This is a genomic window from Streptomyces sp. SDr-06, assembly GCF_003324565.1.
GTDB lineage: Bacteria > Actinomycetota > Actinomycetes > Streptomycetales > Streptomycetaceae > Streptomyces.
Genome location: NZ_QOLA01000016.1, coordinates 81184 through 99502 on the forward strand (window position 1 = coordinate 81184; position 18319 = coordinate 99502).

Annotated in this window: 13 protein-coding genes; 9 read left to right on the plus strand and 4 right to left on the minus strand. The window is 68.4% G+C overall.

The window, feature by feature from the left end:
* Positions 1 to 207 precede the first annotated feature (207 nt).
* Both DT019_RS27385 and DT019_RS27390 read left to right on the plus strand, forming a co-directional pair.
* Positions 208 to 861 carry a hypothetical protein gene (locus DT019_RS27385; protein WP_114039597.1) on the plus strand — a complete coding sequence of 218 codons (654 nt, stop codon included), beginning with the start codon at positions 208 to 210 and terminating at the stop codon, positions 859 to 861.
* Positions 858 to 1070, plus strand: a complete 213-nt coding sequence (locus DT019_RS27390; protein WP_114039598.1) for a KOW motif-containing protein — start codon at positions 858 to 860, stop codon at positions 1068 to 1070. Before DT019_RS27385 ends, DT019_RS27390 begins: the two co-directional genes overlap by 4 nt.
* A gap of 284 nt (positions 1071 to 1354) precedes the next feature.
* On the opposite strand, the gene DT019_RS27395 is transcribed toward DT019_RS27390, so the two are convergent.
* Entirely contained in the window at positions 1355 to 1741 is a 387-nt protein-coding gene (locus tag DT019_RS27395) for a peptidase inhibitor family I36 protein (RefSeq protein WP_114039599.1), read from the minus strand.
* A gap of 235 nt (positions 1742 to 1976) precedes the next feature.
* Here DT019_RS27395 and DT019_RS39190 point away from each other — a divergent pair, with 235 nt between their 5' ends.
* The 4 genes from DT019_RS39190 (at position 1977) to DT019_RS27410 (ending at position 4867) form a co-directional block, all read left to right on the plus strand.
* A complete protein-coding gene (locus DT019_RS39190) occupies positions 1977 to 2165 on the plus strand; it encodes a hypothetical protein (RefSeq protein WP_147267357.1) in 189 nt (62 codons plus the stop codon).
* 289 nt (positions 2166 to 2454) lie between these two features.
* The gene (locus DT019_RS27400) at positions 2455 to 3405 is read left to right on the plus strand and encodes an expansin EXLX1 family cellulose-binding protein (RefSeq protein ID WP_114039600.1); all 951 of its coding nucleotides are present in this window, start codon (positions 2455 to 2457) and stop codon (positions 3403 to 3405) included.
* 128 nt (positions 3406 to 3533) lie between these two features.
* Complete coding sequence (locus tag DT019_RS27405) at positions 3534 to 4058, plus strand: SigE family RNA polymerase sigma factor (RefSeq protein WP_114039601.1); 525 nt, start codon at positions 3534 to 3536, stop codon at positions 4056 to 4058.
* Positions 4055 to 4867, plus strand: coding sequence for a hypothetical protein (locus DT019_RS27410; RefSeq protein ID WP_114039602.1), 813 nt, complete (start codon positions 4055 to 4057; stop codon positions 4865 to 4867). The genes DT019_RS27405 and DT019_RS27410 overlap by 4 nt, the downstream gene beginning before the upstream one ends.
* A gap of 219 nt (positions 4868 to 5086) precedes the next feature.
* Here the strand turns inward: DT019_RS27410 and DT019_RS27415 are convergent, their stop codons facing one another.
* Entirely contained in the window at positions 5087 to 7732 is a 2646-nt protein-coding gene (locus DT019_RS27415; protein WP_114039603.1) for an RICIN domain-containing protein, read from the minus strand.
* Between the two features lie 262 nt (positions 7733 to 7994).
* On the opposite strand from DT019_RS27415, the gene DT019_RS27420 reads away from it, so the two are divergent.
* The gene (locus tag DT019_RS27420) at positions 7995 to 10433 is read left to right on the plus strand and encodes a non-reducing end alpha-L-arabinofuranosidase family hydrolase (RefSeq protein WP_411292740.1); all 2439 of its coding nucleotides are present in this window, start codon (positions 7995 to 7997) and stop codon (positions 10431 to 10433) included.
* A gap of 587 nt (positions 10434 to 11020) precedes the next feature.
* On the opposite strand, the gene DT019_RS27425 is transcribed toward DT019_RS27420, so the two are convergent.
* Both DT019_RS27425 and DT019_RS27430 read right to left on the minus strand, forming a co-directional pair.
* Positions 11021 to 12190: a ParB/RepB/Spo0J family partition protein gene (locus DT019_RS27425; RefSeq protein WP_114039604.1), complete on the minus strand. Its 1170-nt coding sequence runs from the start codon at positions 12188 to 12190 to the stop codon at positions 11021 to 11023.
* A complete protein-coding gene (locus tag DT019_RS27430; protein WP_114039605.1) occupies positions 12190 to 12849 on the minus strand; it encodes a ParA family protein in 660 nt (219 codons plus the stop codon). The genes DT019_RS27425 and DT019_RS27430 overlap by 1 nt, the downstream gene beginning before the upstream one ends.
* A 3144-nt stretch (positions 12850 to 15993) precedes the next feature.
* Here DT019_RS27430 and DT019_RS27435 point away from each other — a divergent pair.
* Together DT019_RS27435 and DT019_RS40410 are read left to right on the plus strand one after the other, a co-directional pair.
* Complete coding sequence (locus DT019_RS27435; RefSeq protein WP_114039606.1) at positions 15994 to 16878, plus strand: ParA family protein; 885 nt, start codon at positions 15994 to 15996, stop codon at positions 16876 to 16878.
* Positions 16871 to 17998 carry a hypothetical protein gene (locus DT019_RS40410; RefSeq protein ID WP_223279787.1) on the plus strand — a complete coding sequence of 376 codons (1128 nt, stop codon included), beginning with the start codon at positions 16871 to 16873 and terminating at the stop codon, positions 17996 to 17998. The genes DT019_RS27435 and DT019_RS40410 overlap by 8 nt, the downstream gene beginning before the upstream one ends.
* Positions 17999 to 18319 lie beyond the last annotated feature (321 nt).

An 18319-nucleotide genomic window follows, 5' to 3' on the forward strand; every position in this document is an offset into this window, starting at 1 on the left:
CTCGGTTTGTGTTTCCGCGCCGCCCGTGGGGGCCGGGCCTTGCCCCTCCTGAGCCGAGCGATCCATTGTCCCGGACGTGAGTTGGGCCCCGGGACGTACGTGGTCCGGCTGCGGCTGCCGCTCCTCAGAGACCGGGCCGCCAGATGGCGGGCAGGCTGAGCTCAGGGCCCGGTCATCATTGTCAGTGGGCCCCGATAACGTCGTGGCATGAGTCGGATCATCTCGTACAACACGGCGGACAAGTCTCACGTCATCGGTTTTCTGGGAGCGGCGGAGCGCTTCACGCAAGAGCAGCAGCGTCTTGCGGGCATCATGCGGCAGAGCGCGCGGACGGCGCAGGCTGAGGTGGACAGGCAGGATCTTGGCTGGGGTCTGACGGTGCCCGACGCGCTGGAGCACCTCCTGGCGGGCCATGCGTCCTCGTCCGCGCCTGCCGCCGGCAACGCCTACGCGGCCGCGATGCAGATCATCATCGACTGCAACGCGAGCGACGTCATGGACTGGGCCGTGTACTCCCGGCCAGCCACCTTCTTCAGCGCGCTCGACAGCGAACTGCTCCGCGTGGGAGTGAGCGCCGACCTGTTGCCCGGATCCTTCATCATGGGCGGCCTGCCCGCCGAGTTCCCTTTCCCCCTGCCGCTGCCCGAACATGCCATGGAGAACTTCGGCTTCTGGCCGCTGGAAAAGACCCGGCCTGCCGCCGATGCCTACCAGGCGGTCCTGGACCGCGTCGACGAGGAGTTCACACACGAGGTCAAGCAGCTCATCGAGAAGCTCGAAGAAGAGCACGAGAACTGGGTGGAGAGCCAGGACATCGACTGGTACACCCAGGACACGATCTTCTTCTCCATCACCGGATGAGCGAGATACCGCGTGTGCCGAAGGGTCTGGACGGCCTGGTCGGGGGTGTTGTGCGGGTGACCTCGGGACCGTTCGCGGACGTCACGGCGTCCGTCCTGGCCGTCGACCCCGCTCGCCGTCGCGTGCAGTTGACGGTGGACATCTTCGGCCAGCTGACCAGGATCGATGTCCCGCTGTCGGCCGTGGTGCCGTCATGCGGTGCCGCCTGAGGTTGTTCGCCGCCGACCTGCTCCTCAAAGCTGAGTTTCCCTCGGCAGTCGTAGCCGCGTTCGTACAGAGGGCAGATGGCGATCAGCCAGGCTTGGGCGAGTTCTTCGTGCCGAGTGGCTTCGGACGGCGCCCGTATCACCTGCGGACGAGTCGGTCAGGTAGACCGGCGGCCGATTCGGCCCCGTCTACCTGCTCCGCCCCTTCCAGTGACCGGTCGTGTCCAGAGAGTCCGACCCGGCCGGCCTCCCCCTGGACACGACATGAATGATCAACTGCTGTGAAATCAGCTGCAGTTGGTCCAGCCGTTGGACTTTATGTAGTGCCACGCACCGTCGGATGCCACCTTCCATCCCCGCGGGATGATCCCGCTGGAACCGCCGTGGTTCTTCTCCGAGTACCAGACGAAGTCGCACGAGCTGCCGTGGTTGTACCACGACCTGAAGTCCTGGAACACCGAGTACTGGGTCAGGTCGTTGTTGGTCCCCGCGACCTGCTGTCGGTGGCCGGTGTAGTTCGCCCCGGACCACACGCAGAAGTAGCCCGCAGGACAGTCCGACGCGGCCTGCGGAACGGCCTGCGCCGCACTCGCGGCACCCGCACCGCCGACCAACAGGCCACCGGTCAGGGCAATGCCGCCTGCCATGGCTGCGACCTTCTGGGTCATACGCATGTGCTCTCTCCCTTGGAACGTGGGTGGGCCAGGCTGGGCCGAGCACGGGAGCAGCGGAATGTATCGGCGGCCCTGCCGCCTGGAAGCCTTGTCGGCCTTCGCCTGCTGACCTCAATGACAGTAGGAGAATCGACCGGACCAGCACATCCATCGAGAGTGTGGTGGGAGCTACCACGACGGGCTTACACCCGAGCCGACATGCAACCAGGGTTCTACGGCGCTGGTTTGCTACTCGGTGCCCTTCCGATCATCGGCGTTCGATGTACGTCCCGGAGCGAAGCCGCACTCCAGCTGGGTGCTCTCGGACGGCACGCTGGAGCTGGAAGGGGGTTGCGAGCGGCTCGCCAACCGCGACGTGCGCTTCCGGGTCATGGTGCCGAAGTCGGTGCAAAAGCCCTGCGGCACGGGCACGCCACGCAGCTGACGGGGAGCCACACGGCCGCCTCGGTGGCGCGCTGATCAGGCGCACCATGCTGGACCTATCGCCTTCGTGGTCGTGATGTCCTCCAGGCGCGTCGGGGCCCGGGTCAGTACTGGATGGTGAGCGCATCCCTCGGATCGCGCCGAGTGCGTCCGCCCTGCCCCGCCCCGCACACCTCTGCATTTCTCGGGCCCGGACCGCACCACATCAGCTTTCCGAAAGACGGCAACCTTTTTGCCGTCGGCGGCAACTGGGTGGTGCAAGGACGACTTGGTCTACCGAACGGACAAGCATGAGCACAACGAAGCACGGCGGTTCGCGGCCGCGGCGCGGCTGGGGACGCAGACGGGCCGTCCGCATTTCGCTGATGCTGACCGCCCTGGGGGTGCTGGCCTGCTTGGCCGTCGCGCTGTTGCCCAGCGGGGGTGCCGACACCGGACGGGTCACCGGCGCGGCCGTCGCGGCGGCCCCCACGGGCTCCGGCTCCGTGGACCCCGAGATCGGCGCTCCGACCGCCGCGGCACCGTCACCCGTCACCAGCCCGCCGCCCTCCCACCCCACCACGGCGACACCCTCGGCGTCGGGCAGCCCGCGCTCAGCGTCCGCGGCTCCCTCGGCGGCATCCGCGGCAGGACGCATCCGACCCGGCGTCGGTCGCCAGGGAGTGGCGACCGCCTACGAGGCCGGTGACGGCAACGGCGCCTGCCTGTACGGTCCGTCCGCCGACATGATGATCGCCGCGATGAACCACACCGACTACGAATCGTCGCGGGCGTGCGGCGCGCATGTGCAGGTGCGGGCCGCCAACGGAGCCTCGATCACCGTACGGATCGTCAACGAGTGCCCGCTGCCCTGCGCGCCCGGTCAACTCGACCTCAGCCAGCAGGCGTTCGCCAAGCTGGCCGACCTGCGGGTGGGCCGGCTCCCGATCACCTGGACGCTGCTGAGCCCCGCCGCGCCGGATCCGCTCTCCCTCAGGTACAAGACCGGGTCCAGCCGCTACTGGTGCGCTCTGCAGGTCATCGGCCACCGCAATCCGGTCGCCGCCCTGGAGGTACGGACCGGTGGAGGCTGGTGGCAACTGCCGCGTACCGATTACAACTACTTCCTCGCCGCCGACGGCAACGGCTGCGGCGGCACCGTCAGGATCACCGACATCTACGGAGAACAACTCACCGTGGCCGGGATCGCCGTGAAACCCGACGTCATACAGCCCACCCGGGTCCAGTTCGCCAGGCACTGACCGTGGATTCCGTCCACCGTCACCGCAGCGCCCCCGGCGGCGGCCAACGTCCGGGCGCCGCGACGGGCGCTGTTACGCTCAGGCCGATCATTGACGTGCACATCGCAGAAAGGGAGCGGCCGAGGGAGATGCTGCTCGAGGACGCGTCCGTGGAGTTCCACGATTTCTTCGAACGCCACTACGCCGAGCTGGCCCGCCTTGCCCACCTCCTGACCGGCGAAACGGACGCCGCCGACGACCTCGCCGCGGACGCCTTGGTGGCGCTGTGGCAGAACTGGGACCGCTTCCGCGCGGCCCGCCACCCGCTCGCGTACGCCCGCGGTGTGGTCGCCAACCTGGCCCGGGAACGGATCCGCAGCACGGTGCGCGAGCGGCGCCGGATCGCCCTGTTCTGGTCCCGCGCCCCCGAGGTGGTGGCCGCGCCGGACGTGGCGGGCATGCTGGACATCCGCGCGGCGCTCGCCCGGCTGCCCTTCCGCAAGCGGGCGTGTGTCGTGCTGCGCCACGCCTTCGACCTGTCGGAGAAGGACACCGCTCTGGCCCTCGGCATATCGGTCGGTACGGTGAAGAGCCAGACCTCGAAGGCCATGACGGAGCTGACACGGCTGCTCGGCGTACCGGCGATCGGCGAGGCGGAGAGGAGGATGCGGTGAACGAGGAGATCAGCCGACGGCTGCGCGAGGCGGCCGAGGAACACCGTCCCGACCGCGCCAGGATCGTGGCACGGCTGGAGCAGCGGACGGTCGCTCCCGCCGTCGGGCACCGCAGGCCGTTCATCGCCCTGCCCGGGCGCCGGGCCGCACTCGCCGCTTTCGCCACCGCGGGCATCCTGGCCACCGGCGGCCTCGCCGTCGCCAACATCGTCGCGGGCCCGGCACCGCCGCCCCGCCCCACCGCGCCCGTCGTACCGCCGGCCACCAGCCCGACCCCTTCGCCCGGAAGCCACCCGAGCAGCACGGCACCGAGCAGCGCCAGTCCGGCCCCCTCGCTCGGGAGCAGCGCCCCCGGCACGGCGCCGAGCGCCTCCGCGAGCAGCAGCCGCCCGACCCCGCAGGCCGGCGGCAGGGTGCGCAACGGCCCGGTGTGGTCCGAGGGTGCGCTGGACGGGCACAGCACCATCTACTGGGCCCAGAGCAATCTCGTCCTCGGGGTCACCCAACCGCTCACCTCCCTCACCGTGGAGATGCGGGTGGCCCAGACCGGCGCGGTGCGCAACACCGGCAACTGGCGGACTTTGCCTGCCGACGACTTCGACGTCACCGTCCAGGAGTCGGAAGGCGTCCTGGTCTACCGCTGGGTCCTCAAGCCGGGGCGCACGGTGCCTCCCGGGCAGCACGAGTTCGCCAGCCAGTACAACCACGCCACCGGCGTCCGCGTGACGAGCGGCGACACCTACCGCGTCGACGCGCAGGCCTCCGGCGGTGCCTTCGCCCTCAGGGGAACCTTCGCCCCGGCCCGGTAGAGGTGGAGCCGGGCCCGGTGGTCGCCCCGGCCGACGCGGTGCGCCTTCTGCGCCTCCCCCGGACCGCCTGGAGACCGCAGCCGGTGAACCGGACCGGCCGAGGCCGCGGGTGAGGGTCCGGAGCCGGTCCGGCGAGAACACGACGCAGGGCCCGTCAACTGCCGCGGGGCCGCAGGCCGTTGTGCGCCTGCGGCCCCGCGGGGGTTTCGGGATCAGGGATCAGGACGGGTCGCCGTACTGGAGGCCGCGACCGTTCGTGCCGACGTAGACACGACCGAAGGTGTCGGGGTCGCCGGTGATGACGCCGACGCTGCCGATGGCTCCCCACTGGTGGGCGTCGTCGTTGATGCGGAGCCAGGTGGCGCCCCGGTCGGTGGAGCGGAAGACTCCGGTGACGTTCTGCACGGTGCCGATCAGGTAGAGGGCCTGGTAGGAGGCGCCGGGCGCGGCCTTTCCGAAGCCGAGGGCGGAGGCGGACTGCACCGTCGTGAGCGTGCTGAAGGTGCGGCCGCCGTCGGTGGAATGCAGCAGTCCCTTGGCGGCGCCCGCGATCCACAGGTCTCCGGCGATGCCGGGCACGGCCGTGAGTCGGCCGGCGGGCAGGCTGGTGGCGCGGGCGGTGAAGGTCGCTCCGCCGTCGGTGCTGGCGTAGAGGGTGCCGTCGGACAGCGAGTAGAAGGTGCCGGGTGTGGAGCGGTCGGCGACGACCTGGGCGTCGGTGCCCAGGCCGCTGACCTTCGACCAGCTCGCGCCCTGGTCGGTCGAGCGGTACGGGACCTGCCCGGCCTCGGTCCAGACGATGGTGGAGCCGTCGGCGGCGAGCGCGACATGGCCGCAGTCGGCGCTGCCCACCGGCTCCGCCTTGAAGCCGTTCCAGGTGATGCCGCCGTCGGTGGAGTAGGCGCCGTCCTGCGCGCCGCCCCGGCCGACCCGGACCATCATCGAGGGCTTGGACTGGGCGAAGTCGATGTCGGTGCTGCTGCTCATCAGCGGGTTCGTCAGGCGACCGGTGGGCACCGTGGTGAGCGAGTCGTAGCGGAAACCGCCCTGGTCGCCCATGGACGTGAGGAGGGTGGCACCGCCGGGCGGGGCGATCGCGTCCGCCAGCGCGGTCTCCTCCAGCCCCCTGGCCCCCACCGCCCAGTGGCTGATGCCACCTCGGTCGGCGGTCGTGGCGTCCTTGCTGTTCCAGATGCCATTGCCGGTTCCGTAGAGCACGTGCCCGGAGTCGAAGGGGTCGATGGCAAGGGCGGTCATCCAGTGCCCGATGCCGGTGCCGACGTAGGGAGCGGCGGAGGCGTCCCGCACCGACGTGGCGGCCAGCGCCTTCCACGTCGTACCGCCGTCGGTGGTGCGGTAGAGCTCGTCCTGGGGCCACCAGCGGTCGAGGGTGGTGACCATCACCGTGGACGGCTTCTGTGGGTCGACGGCCAGACCGGAGAACCCGTAGCTGCCCTTGGACGGGGAGACGTCCTTCCACGTCCCGCCGGCCGACGTGTATTTCCACACCGAACCCGCGGTCACGCCGTTGGGTCCGAGGGAGTTGGTGTACGTCAGGTACAGCGAGCCGTCGCCGGAGATCACGCCGTGCTGCGGCAGTTGGCCGGTGGGCTGATGAGAGACGGCCTGCCAGGTGCTGCCGCCGTCGGTGGAGCGGTACAGGGAGGTGGACCGGTCGCCGACGCCGACGTAGACCGTCCTGCTGCCGGCCGGGCCGTACGTCACGAAGGAGATTCCTGCGCCGCTGCTCGCTCCGTCCTTGACGGGGAACGAGGAGACCTGTCGCCATGTCACGCCATGATCGGTGCTACGCCACAGGCCGTTCTTGCGGGTGCCCAGGAGCAGGGTGTCGTGGTTGGCCGGATCGACCACGAGGCGCTCGCCCGCCCCGCGGCCGTCCTCGTTGCCGCCCAGTTTGAACGGCAGCTCGGTGCGCTGGAAGGTGCGGCCCCGGTCGGTGGAGCGCAGGATCGCGCCGTTGCCGGCCCACTCGTTGGTGTAGGTGCCCGCCGCGAGGTAGAGCCGGTCGGGGTCGACGGGATCGGTGGCCAGCGAGTCGATGCCCAGCAGGTTCCAGTCCTTCTCCCCCAACCCGTCGGTCAGCGGGATCCACTGTTCGGCGCCGGTGTCCCAGCGGTAGGCGCCGCCCATGTCGGTACGCGCGTACAGCAGGCCCTTCTCCCGCTGGTTGAAGACCAGCCCGGTGACGTAACCACCGCCCACCACCTGGGCGTTGCGCCACACATACGGTCCGGCGGCCGCCTGCCCGCCGCCGGTCCCGGACGCCTGGGTCCCGGCCGTCTTCACCAGCTTCCACTGCTGGTTGGTGGTGCCCCGGTCGGGATACTGGATGACTGCCGCGCCCTGGGCCGTGGAGCCTCCCGAGACGTCCAGGACCTGGCCGCTCTTGCGGGAGGTGAAGGTGACGGCGCCGGAACCGCCCACCTCGCTGATGCGCCACTCCTGGGAGGGGGACGAGGTGTCGGTCTGCTGCTCAGCGGTGGCCGACTGGGCGGTCGAGCCGCCCGTTATGCCCAGCACCTTGCCGCTGTTGCGGTTCACGAGCTCGTAGTAGCCGCCCCCGGTGGGCTTCAGCTTCCACTGCTGGTTGGCGGCGTTCTGATCGGTCCACTGCTGGATGCGGGTGCCGTCGGCGGTGGAGAAGGCGTTGACGTCCATCGCCTTGCCGCTGCGCACGGAGACCAGCCTGTAGCAGGCGCTGTCGTCGACCGTCGCGGCCTGGGAGTCCTCCTGCGAGAACAGGAGATACGGCACACCGGCCAGGGGCACACCGAGCAGCAAGGCGGTGGCGCTCAAGCGACGACGGTGACGCCCGCGGCGCCCGCCGATCGGGGAGTTGCTCATGGGTAGACGTTCTCCTTGCGAACCGTGCCTGGGGGAAAGGCGGATCCGGACACCGGAACTGGCCGGATCTACTTCCTTGTGGTCACCGGCTGCGCAAAGGGTTGCCGTCAGTCGGCGACTTTCTCGGGCCACCTTCACGGCGGGCCACCCACCTCGCCGCGAAAGCTCCTGCCCGATCGCGGCAACCCTCCTGCGCGCGGCGGCAACTGACGGGTGACCGGGGCCGAGTTCACAGGCCCGCCGCACCCAGAAAGGCACGCCGTTGCCAGATCCCAACCGCTCTCATCGCCGCCGTCCGGCGACCCGCCGCCTGATCGCCGCAGCCGTGGTGCTCGCCGCCGCGGGTGCTGCCGTACCGCTGGTCGCCCAGGCCGCGCTCACTCCGCATGCCGGCACGCCGACCAACCTCGGCGACGCAGCGGCCGGCAGGGGCCGCTACTTCGGCACGGCCGTGGCCTCGGGCCGGCTCGGGGACTCCACGTACTCCACCCTTCTCGACCGGGAATTCAAGGTGATCACCCCGGAGAACGAGATGAAGTGGGACACCGTCGAACCCTCCCGCGGGTCGTTCCGCTTCGGTCCCGCCGACTCGATCGTCAGCCACGCCCTCGCGCACAACCAGAAGATGCGCGGCCACACCCTGGTCTGGCACTCCCAACTGCCCAACTGGGTCTCCTCCATCAACGACGCCAACACGCTGCGCGACGTGATGAACAACCACATCACCCAGGAGATGAGCCACTACAAGGGCAAGATCTACGCCTGGGACGTGGTCAACGAGGCGTTCGCCGACGGCGGCAGCGGCCGGCACCGCGACTCGGTGTTCCAGAGGTTATTGGGCAACGGCTTCATCGAGGAGGCCTTCCGCACGGCACGCAACGCCGACCCCTCGGCCAAGCTCTGCTACAACGACTACAACATCGAGAACTGGTCCGACGCCAAGACCCAGGGCGTCTACGCCATGGTGCGCGACTTCAAGTCCCGCGGCGTGCCCATCGACTGCGTCGGCCTCCAGTCCCACTTCGGCGCCGGGGGGCCGCCCGCCAACTTCCAGACCACGTTGTCGAACTTCGCCGCGCTCGGCGTCGACGTACAGATCACCGAGCTGGACATCGCGCAGGCCTCACCGACGGCCTACGCGAACACCGTCAGGGCGTGCCTGAACGTGGCACGCTGCACCGGCATCACGGTGTGGGGCATCCGCGACAGCGACTCCTGGCGTGGCGGGGAGAACCCGCTGCTGTTCGACGGCAACGGCAACAAGAAGGCCGCCTACAACGCGGTACTCACCACCCTGGGCGGCACCAGCGGCAGCACGCCGGACGGCGGCCTCACTTCGGGCGCCGTCTACACGCTCTCGGACGCGGCCGCCGGCCGCATTCTCGACGAGCCCGTCGGGCAGAACGCCAACGGCACCCCGCTCCAGGTGTGGGACGCCAGCGGCGCCACCAACCAGCAGTGGCGGGCCACCAAGAACAGCGACGGCTCCTACACCCTGACCAACATCGCCAGCGGCCGGGTCCTGGACGAGCCGGGCGGCCGGACCGGCAACGGCACCAGAGTGCAGGTCTGGGACTCCAACGGCGGCGCCAACCAGCGCTGGAAGGCGGCCCGGAACAGCGACGGCTCCTACACGCTCACCAACGTCGCCAGCGGCCGGGCCCTGGAGACTCCCGGCAACCAGACCGCCAACGGCACCGCCGTGCAGATCTGGGACTCCTGGGGCGCGGCCCACCAGCACTGGAACCTCACCGCCTCCGGATCGTCCACCCCGACGCCTGCCCCGACGGGCACCAGCACGTGCACCCTCCCCTCGACCTACCGGTGGTCCTCGACAGGGGCGCTGGCGCAACCGGCGAACGGCTGGGCGTCCCTGAAGGACTTCACCAGCGTGGTGTACAACGGCAAGCACCTGGTCTACGCGTCGGACGTGTCCGGTTCGTCGTACGGCTCGATGGCGTTCAGCCCGTTCACCAACTGGTCGGACATGGCCTCGGCCCGCCAGACCGGCATGAACCAGGCCGCGGTCGCGCCCACGCTGTTCTACTTCGCGCCCAAGAGGATCTGGGTGCTCGCCTACCAGTGGGGTGCGTCGCCCTTCGTCTACCGCACCTCCAGCGACCCCACCAACCCCAACGGCTGGTCCGCGCCGCAACCGCTGTTCACCGGCAGCATCCCGGGTGCCGCCCCCATCGACCAGACCCTGATCGCCGACGGCCAGAACATGTACCTGTTCTTCGCCGGTGACAACGGCAGCATCTACCGGGCGAGCATGCCGATCGGGAACTTCCCCGGCAGCTTCGGCTCCTCGTACACCACGGTCATGAGCGACTCGGTGAAGAATCTGTTCGAAGCGCCGCAGGTCTACAAGGTCAAGGACCAGAACCAGTACCTCATGATCGTCGAGGCTCGGGGCGCGAACGAGCAGCGCTACTTCCGTTCGTTCACGGCCACCAGCCTGAACGGGTCGTGGGCCCCGCAGGCCGCCAGCGAGAGCAACCCCTTCGCGGGCAAGGCCAACAGCGGTGCCACCTGGACCAACGACATCAGCCACGGCGACCTGGTCCGCAACAACCCCGACCAGACCATGACCATCGACCCCTGCAACCTGCAGTTCCTCTACCAGGGCAAGTCCCCCACCGCCGGCGGCCCCTACGACCGCCTGCCCTGGCGCCCGGGTGTCCTCACCCTGAAGCACTGACCCGCCAGATCCCAGGTGCCCGAGGTCGGGGCGGCCCATCGGACTCGGAGACAACCCGTCAACGGCACTGCCCACTGGCCCTGTTGACCAACGCTCACCGCATTGAGGAGCCCCAGCCGCACGTCGGCTGGGGCTTCTCGCTGTTCTTGGCACCCCCGTACCACCGCACAAGTACAAGCACGAGCGTCGGGTGGCAGAACCCGGGTGGCGGAGACTGGGCTCGTTTCTGACGGCTAGGGCGCGGTGGCGCCCGCCGATTTCCGACTGAAGGGCGCCTCCAGCGAGCCCAAAAGCCGTATATGGCCGCCTGACGGCCTCTCATGCATCCAGAGGTCCGCTCATACCAGCCACCTCACGACGGGCGCTCTATGCCCCTATTCTGGAGGTCGCTTTTTTGATGGATTGCCGGAATCCATCGAATATGGGCGCTGCCCAACAGCGAGTTGCGCCGCCGTCAGCGGAGTGAGCGGAGTCAAGCAACTCGCCGTCGAGCGCGGTTCATACGTGCCGCAGCCGAAGGGGCGAGGCCCCGCCTTCCCCTGCCCACGTCACGGTGAGTGGGGAAGGCGGGGCCTCCGCGAAGCAACTCAGGTCGTCGGAAGCTGCGCGCTCCCCTTCCGCTCCCGTTCTTCCTGGGCGGCCAGGAGCTCACACAGTCGGCTGCGGTCGGCGGAGGTCATCTTGGCGATGACGATCTGAGCCACTGCTGCCGGATCCGCCCACGGCATCTTCACCGGCGGCTTCTTCGTCAGCGCGGCAGGTCCGGAAGTCTCACCCTCGCCTCGAGGCTCAGGCAGGACTCCCGACGAGCCTTCCGGGCCTGGCCGTACGGCAGTCTGCTCCGGGTATACCGCGGTATACCCGGGGGCAGTCGCTCCGCTTTCGCCTGGCGCGCTCCTCATCTCGCCCCCGGCAGAGCCGCGTTCCTGCTCGCCCGTCGAAGGCACCGCGGGAGACACGGGCTCCGGAACCGCAGGCGGGTATACCGCGGTATACCCGCTGACCGCTCCCCCGGCCACCATCCCGGACTCGTGACCCCGCTGCTCAGCCGTCGACACCTCAACTGCAGGGTTCGACTTCGGCTCGTTCTTCTTGCGCTGGTCGGCCTCCCAGGCCGCCAGCTGCTCCTCCGCGGGCAGTGCCGAGTAGCGCCGCATGTCGCGGAACGCCGTGAGCTTGCCCGACGTGACCAGATCCCGCATCGGCTGGGTGAGGCGCAGCAGGCCGATGCGCTGGTTGAACCACTGCTTGGACTTGCCGAGCGCGGCGGCTGCTTCCACTTGCTGGTTGAACGTCAGCTCCAGCATGCGCTGAAGGCCTACGGCTTCCTCGATGTAGTTGAAGTTGGAGCGCTCGACGTTCTCCGCCAATACCGCGGCGAGGAACCGGACGCGGGATTCGGCGATGTCCTCGCGGAGGTGAACATCGAGGGTGGGCAGTCCTGCCTGCTGGGCCGCACGCCAGCGGCGTTCACCAGCGGCCATGACGACGCGGCACTGCGGAAGCTGCTCGGCGTGTTCGGGGAACAGCTTCACGTAGGCGGCGCGGGTGACGCCGACACAGGGCTGGAGCTGGCCCTGGCGCATGCTTTCGCCGAGCTCGCGCAGACTCTCCTCGCTGAAGTCCTGACGCGGATTGAGCGGGGTGGCGACGACCTGGTCCGGCGGGAGATGAACCAGGGTAGGGCGACTGCGGCCGGGGACGGATTCGACGGTCTCGGTGGCCAGCCCCGCGAGGCTGACTCGCTGGCCGGCCATCAGCGACGGCCCCCGTATCCGAGCTCCAGGGCGAGGCGGAAGTAGTCCTCGCGAGCGCGCAGCGTGGTGCCGTTGTCGGCGTACTGCGTGACGACCTTGCCTTCGGCAGCCGCGCGGGTGTGGATCTTGTAGCGGCGAATCACCGTGTTCGCGCGCGGCCAGCCCTTGGCGTCGATGTACCCGATGGTGTCGTCCCGGTCGGCCTTGCCGTCGCGGGGATCCCACGCGTTGATGACGACCTTGTACGGCAGACCGCGCGGCTCGATCACCTTGCTTATGGTGCGGGCCGTCGGGTCGAAGGCGAGCGGCTCGGGAGGAAGCGGGACCAGGACGTCGTCGGCGATGTCCAGGGCCGCCGCCAGAATGTGCTCGTTCTCCAGGCTGCCGGGGGTGTCGATGAAGACGTGCATCCGCTGCTCGGTGTCGCCCAGGACGTCATGGGCGACAGCCGCCAGATTGACGGTGGTGGTGGTCTTGCCCACCCCGCCCTTCTGGTTGGCGATGACGTGGATCTGGGCGCCCAAGTGCTTCAGCGCGGCGAGGCTGGCGGGGTCCTCGTGAGCCGTCGCGAAGTCGAAGGGGAGATTGTCGATCCGGTCGGCCCACCAGACGGTTGACCCTTGCGGGTCGGTGGATACGACGAGGATGGAGGAAGCCATGATGCTCCATTTCCGTGTGCTTCCCGAGAGATTCTCGGTACTCGGACCGGGACAGCATGCCAGATCAGGAATCGGACATTTGCATCGGGTACTGGCCGGCCGAGCGGCGCGAGCTCCCTGGCTAGGCAGAGGCCGATTGGGTGTCAGCTGCCGGATCGTGGAGGCCAATTGCCAGCGGGGTGGAGGGTGCCGGGTATACCGCGGTATACCGGGGAGCCCCGGCGGGTCCGCGAGAGGCCGGTACGCGGCACCGAGCTGAGGGGGCGGCAGTTGAGCTGTCGGCCCAGCCCTCTTCCCCCGACAGGGGCGGTGCGGGGCATCCCCGTTGCGGCTGAGTAGGAAGGCCTCCCAACTGGCGGAGTGGACCACTGTCGAGCGGCGAGACGGAGAGACGCCGGGTATACCGCGGTATACCGGTGGGCCCCCGACAGGTCCGCCTAGAGACCGGTATGCGGCAGCGGCTGGGGACGGCGGCGGTCAAGCTGTCGTCCGACCCGCCCCTCTCCCCCGTCACCGCCGCTGCGGAGCGTCCCCGTTGCGCCTGCGTAGCCCCCAACTGGCGGAGTGGACCAATGCCGAGCGGCGAGACGGAGAGACGCCGGGTATACCGCGGTATACCGGTGGGCCCCCGACAGGTCCGCGAGGGAGTGGTAGGGGGCGGCGATCGGGTTGCCGTCCGATTCCACCTGCTCCCCCGTCACCGGCACTGCCAGGCGTCCCAGTTGCGCTAGGTAGACCTCGCAACTGCAGAGCGGGTGGCTGTTGAACCGCAGGCCTGTGCCGAGCGCATGCCTACGCAAGGCTTCTTCGGCGAGTGGGAAAGCCACCGCAAGCGAGACGGCAGCGTGGTCACCCGGGGGGTCGATCTCGCAGTCCAGGAACGGATCCCGGGACGAGCCGACCCGCCGCATGCCAGAAGTCGGCGTTTACGGCGCGAGAGGAGGGGGCTCCACCGCCGGGGTGTCAGCGAGACGCTGGATCATCGACCCCATCAACGGCACCACGCCGTTCGCCCGTCGGTGGCCGTCATGCTCGAACGGCAGGCGGGGCTCCCCTGCCGATCACCCTGTCGAAGGCCGGTGGCCGGGTGAGTGACCTGTACGGCGTATTCGTACTGATGGGCGAAAATAACCCGCACCGACCCCTAACGGCCTGCCGCACGAAGCGATCTTGAAACTGGTTAAGGCCCTGCCGCACAGCAGCGAGTTGTACTCCCTCGACAACGCCGTGCGGCACACCAGGAGCCCGCCGTTGATCTTCATTCTGGCCGGGCCAGCAAGGCGCGCATGAGGACCTCTCCCCCGCCAAGGCACCCCGGACAGAGCGGGAAGGCAGCCGCCTTTGTTGTGCCAGACCCGGCTTCAGACCCGACTCGGGAGCTGTTGAGGTGCTCCGAAGTGTCCCCAAAAAGGGGCCCGTCGGTGGGGGACGGGCGCTCAGTGACGGCTGCATCCGGGCACCCGTATGGTGCCCAGGCGCGATCTCCCACGGCTGACGCGTCTCCGTTTGTTGCCGGATCCGTGCGCAGAACAGGTCCGACAGCCCCGCCGGATGCGACACCCAAGCCTTCGTGTCGGCGCTCTGTGGGCGCAGTAGTTGTTGCAGGGGAGGTGTTCGGCAGGCGTTTGAGGGACGGAACTCCGCTGCGCGGGAGACATTGGAAGGGCTGGCAGAGGTCGCTGAGGTCGTTGCCGATGATGGTCGACTCCTGTTTCCTCTCATGATCGGATGGCTCTCGACGCGAGATCTCAGCCTCGCTTCCTGGTTTCAGGCCGCTTCCGCATCCTCATCCGAGCCCTTCGTTTGATGAGCGAACCCGTCGAACCGGCCCTTGCGCGACACCGAGGGTTGCCGCCGCAAGATCTCTGGAGGTGAGGAACGCTCGAATCCGGATGCAGGACTACGAGCCTGACACCCCGTCGAAGAGGGCTGAGGCCCGGAGTTTCTCTGTCGGCATCGGCGGACCCAAGCCAGAACTCACGTCCCGACCAGTCGTCACGCGCTCCACCACCGATCTATCAAGTATGCCTTTGACCTGGGCATATAACGATGCTTGTTCTCATAGCTGCATCGATCAGTGAACCTATGTATGAGACGAGATATACAACGTGTAGTAATGCGTGCAGTATCTCGATGAATATAACGATGTCTGTTGCGAACAATATAGCGCTCTCTGTAACTAGCATTGCTGCGATCTTTATTGCAAGTACTGTTGCGATCATTGTTGCGCTATAACTAACCCTGCAACGTTCTCTGTCCCTTGCCCTCTAACTGACGGACTAGCTTGCTTGCTAACGTGCCGCCTTACTTGCCTACAGACGAACGGACGCTCCCTCGCTCTGCCCTGCTATCGGTCTAGCTAGCTGACCAGCGGACTGCCTTGCTGCCTGTCTTGCTGCTTAGGTTGCGTGCTTACTGACGGACCAGCGTGCGAGCGTGCTAACGCTCTTACGCGCTGTCGTACGTACCTACTGACGGTCTGACGCGCGGACCCGCTGACTGCCGTACCAGCTTGCCTACTTGCCTACTCGCTAGCTCGCTTGCTTACCTACTCGCTGTCTGACAGCCTGTCTTGCTTGCTGATTCACCCGCGAGCCGACGAGGGGTCGCGCGTACTGTCTGGCTGACTCGCGGGCAAGGAGACGTGCTTACGGTCATGAGCGCTGACGAACCGGCGGACTGTCGTCCGCGCGATCTGCTCGACGCCCGCCTCCCCGCCTCATCGAACAAGCTGTCGTACGCGCGGCCGCACCTGGCCCCGCCCAGACGGACGAGCCCGCATCGGCCCTGTGGGGGCGCGCGGGGCGCGCCCTCGGGCGCGGGGGCTTTGCGGCCCGCCCCCTCGGCCTGGCGCTGCCGTGAACAGGGCCGCCCGGTGCCCTGACGTGGCGTCAGTGGCCTTGCGTTGCAGGCGGTTCAGCGCGTCGCCTTACAGACGGCGGAGAGATCCTGTTATCGTCAGCCCCAATGATCCCGTGTCACTAGATCACTGACCAGACTCTGATAGCGGGCAGAGGGGAAGCAAAGGGGCGTACGCAGCCCCTCTTTCCTCCGCCGATTGTCAGCTCTGGCTACCTGACCTGGTGTCACAGGCACAAATGGACCTGTCATGAGCAGCCGTGAGGCAGAGAGGCGGTAGTCGCGATGAAGGTCATCGCCGTCGCAACCCAGAAGGGAGGGGTCGGCAAGACCAGCACTACCGTGAACTTGGGCGCCAGCCTGGCCCTGGCCGGCGCGCGCGTCCTGGTCGTCGACCTGGACCCGCAGGCTCAGGCCGGTACCGCTCTGGGTGTCAACCTGTCCGACGGGGAGCAACTGGCCCGTTCCCTCGGCTGGGTGCTTCAAGGCCGCCTGCAGGGCATGCCGCTCGATCTGGCGGCTGCCTGGTACGACCGCAGTGAACTCCTGTCCGAGTGGGAGGACGCGGGCACCCTGCATCTCCTGGCGAGCGAGGAATCGACCATGACGTCGGTTCAGGACATCATTCACCGCAAGGGTTACCACGCCACGCCGATCGTCCGGCGCATGCTGCTCGAGGTCGCCGACCAGTTCGACTTCGTCGTCATCGACACCCCGCCCGCGGTCTCGTCGCTGTCGGCCACCGCGCTGGCCGCCGCCGACTACGTGGTGACCGTGTGCGTGCCCGAGTACCCGGCTCTCAAGGGCGCGGCCGCCACGCGCGGCACGGTGGCGTACGTGAAGGACCGTACGGGCGGGGAGTGCGACCCGCAGTACCTGGGCGCGGTGCTCAACCGTTCGAACCCGCCGTCGAAGTGGAAGGCCCAAGAGGTCAACATCCGCAACGGCATGCTGGAGGCCGACCTCCAGCCGTTCATGACGGACATCCGTAGCGACAACCGGATCTCCGACTCCTTCGCCTACGGCGTCCCGGCAGCGATCCGCTTCGCCAGTCACGCGCCCGGCAAGCTGTACGGGCAGCTGATGACCCAGATCCTCGAACGCATGCAGCAACCGGCTCAGAAGTGGGAGACCCCGGGCCTGATCGAGCTGGAGGCTCCCGTTGACTAGCGCCAACGACGGAGCGTCGTCGGCGCCGCGCAAATCGGCGGCCAAGCCCAAGAAGAAGGCGCCCAACCACTTCAAGGCCGGTGGCAACTCGTTGGTGGCGGGACTGCTCGCCGGGGCCGATCAGGTCGCCGAGCGGTCTTTCCTCGGGGGAGCGAACCGGGAGTCGGAGGCGCCCACGCGGCTGCGGCCGACCCCCGCTCCGCCCCCTCCGGCCACCCCTCCGTCGCCGACCAAGCCGTCCGGGACGTCCGAGACGTCTCGGACCACCGGCGCGAGCGGGACGACCGCAGCGACCGGGTCGGTGCCCTCGCAGGGCAGCGAGGCGCCCGCCGCTGCTCCCACGGCCCTAGAGATCGACGACCCCGGCACACAGGCCCGCATCGAGGCAGTTCCGGCTGCTTCCGCGATCGCAGCCGTGGGGGAGCCCCCCGCTGCTCGCAAGCCCGAGGCACCGGCCCCCGTCACGGCGGCCACCCTCACCGCACCCCTGGCCGCCCCCAAGGCTCCGCGCCGTACACCCGCTCCCGACCCGCGCCCGGAGCGCGAACCCGAGCCGGAACCCGTCGCGGCAGCCGAGCCCGTCCAACGGGAAGCATCCGTCGCGGGGGACGAGGCGTCCGCACAGCGCCGCCGTCCGCGCACGGGCAAGTCCTGGGCCCATGCTGCGGTCCACGAGAGTTTCGCCAACGCCAAGATCCGGTCCGAGACATGGACAAGCTACGGATTCCGGATCGACCCGGAGGTGCTGGCGGATCTCAAGGAGCGGCTCAAGGCGGACCGTCGTACGTCGGGGAACACGATGCTGGGGCAGGGGCACTACATGGATGCCGCGCTGCGGCACATCCCCGAGGACGTCGAAGCCCAGATCGAGATGGCGCAGGCCTTCCTCGACGACCGCATGGGCGTGGTGGGCGCCGGCAGGCAGTCGACGTTCCGCGTGGGGCCGGTTGCCTATGCCTTGATCTCGACGCTCAACCAAGGACTCCAGGAAGCGGACTACGGGCGACGAGGGCTCTACGTGATCTCGGCTGCGCTGGAGAACTTCCTCCAGGCGCTCGACGCCGAGGGGGAGTTGCAGCGTCCTGAGCGGCGGGCCCGGGTGCAGCGCCCGATGCCGTAGAGCCGTCAGCCGCCTGGGGCGGTCCCGCAGATATGGGTGTGGCCAGCGCTTTTGCGCTGGCCACACCCATATCTGCATCGATGGATATACCGATGAATGTTGCGATGGATATACCGCTGTCTGTTGCCCTGTAACTGACTTGCTGACGTGCTGTCTGACGGACGATCCCTGTTGCTGTCGCTCTAACCATCCAGCTGACACGAGAGTAAACAAGCGAACTAACGTTTCTGCAAAGCGCTGAATACCAGTCAAATAGGGGGGAGTGGCAACTTCCTGACCCAGCAACAACACGCGGAGTGTCTAGTGTCAGGAGGAATCCTC

Excerpts from the sequence above, each read along its gene's own strand:
- DT019_RS27400 (WP_114039600.1), top strand. The coding sequence starts at position 2,455 with ATGAGCACAACGAAGCACGGCGGTTCGCGGCCGCGGCGCGGCTGGGGA.
- DT019_RS27405 (WP_114039601.1), top strand. The coding sequence starts at position 3,534 with ATGCTGCTCGAGGACGCGTCCGTGGAGTTCCACGATTTCTTCGAACGC.
- DT019_RS27435 (WP_114039606.1), top strand. The coding sequence starts at position 15,994 with ATGAAGGTCATCGCCGTCGCAACCCAGAAGGGAGGGGTCGGCAAGACC.
- DT019_RS27425 (WP_114039604.1), bottom strand. The coding sequence starts at position 12,190 with ATGGCCGGCCAGCGAGTCAGCCTCGCGGGGCTGGCCACCGAGACCGTC.
- DT019_RS27430 (WP_114039605.1), bottom strand. The coding sequence starts at position 12,849 with ATGGCTTCCTCCATCCTCGTCGTATCCACCGACCCGCAAGGGTCAACC.
- DT019_RS27395 (WP_114039599.1), bottom strand. The coding sequence starts at position 1,741 with ATGCGTATGACCCAGAAGGTCGCAGCCATGGCAGGCGGCATTGCCCTG.
- DT019_RS27385 (WP_114039597.1), top strand. The coding sequence starts at position 208 with ATGAGTCGGATCATCTCGTACAACACGGCGGACAAGTCTCACGTCATC.
- DT019_RS27390 (WP_114039598.1), top strand. The coding sequence starts at position 858 with ATGAGCGAGATACCGCGTGTGCCGAAGGGTCTGGACGGCCTGGTCGGG.
- DT019_RS27415 (WP_114039603.1), bottom strand. The coding sequence starts at position 7,732 with ATGAGCAACTCCCCGATCGGCGGGCGCCGCGGGCGTCACCGTCGTCGC.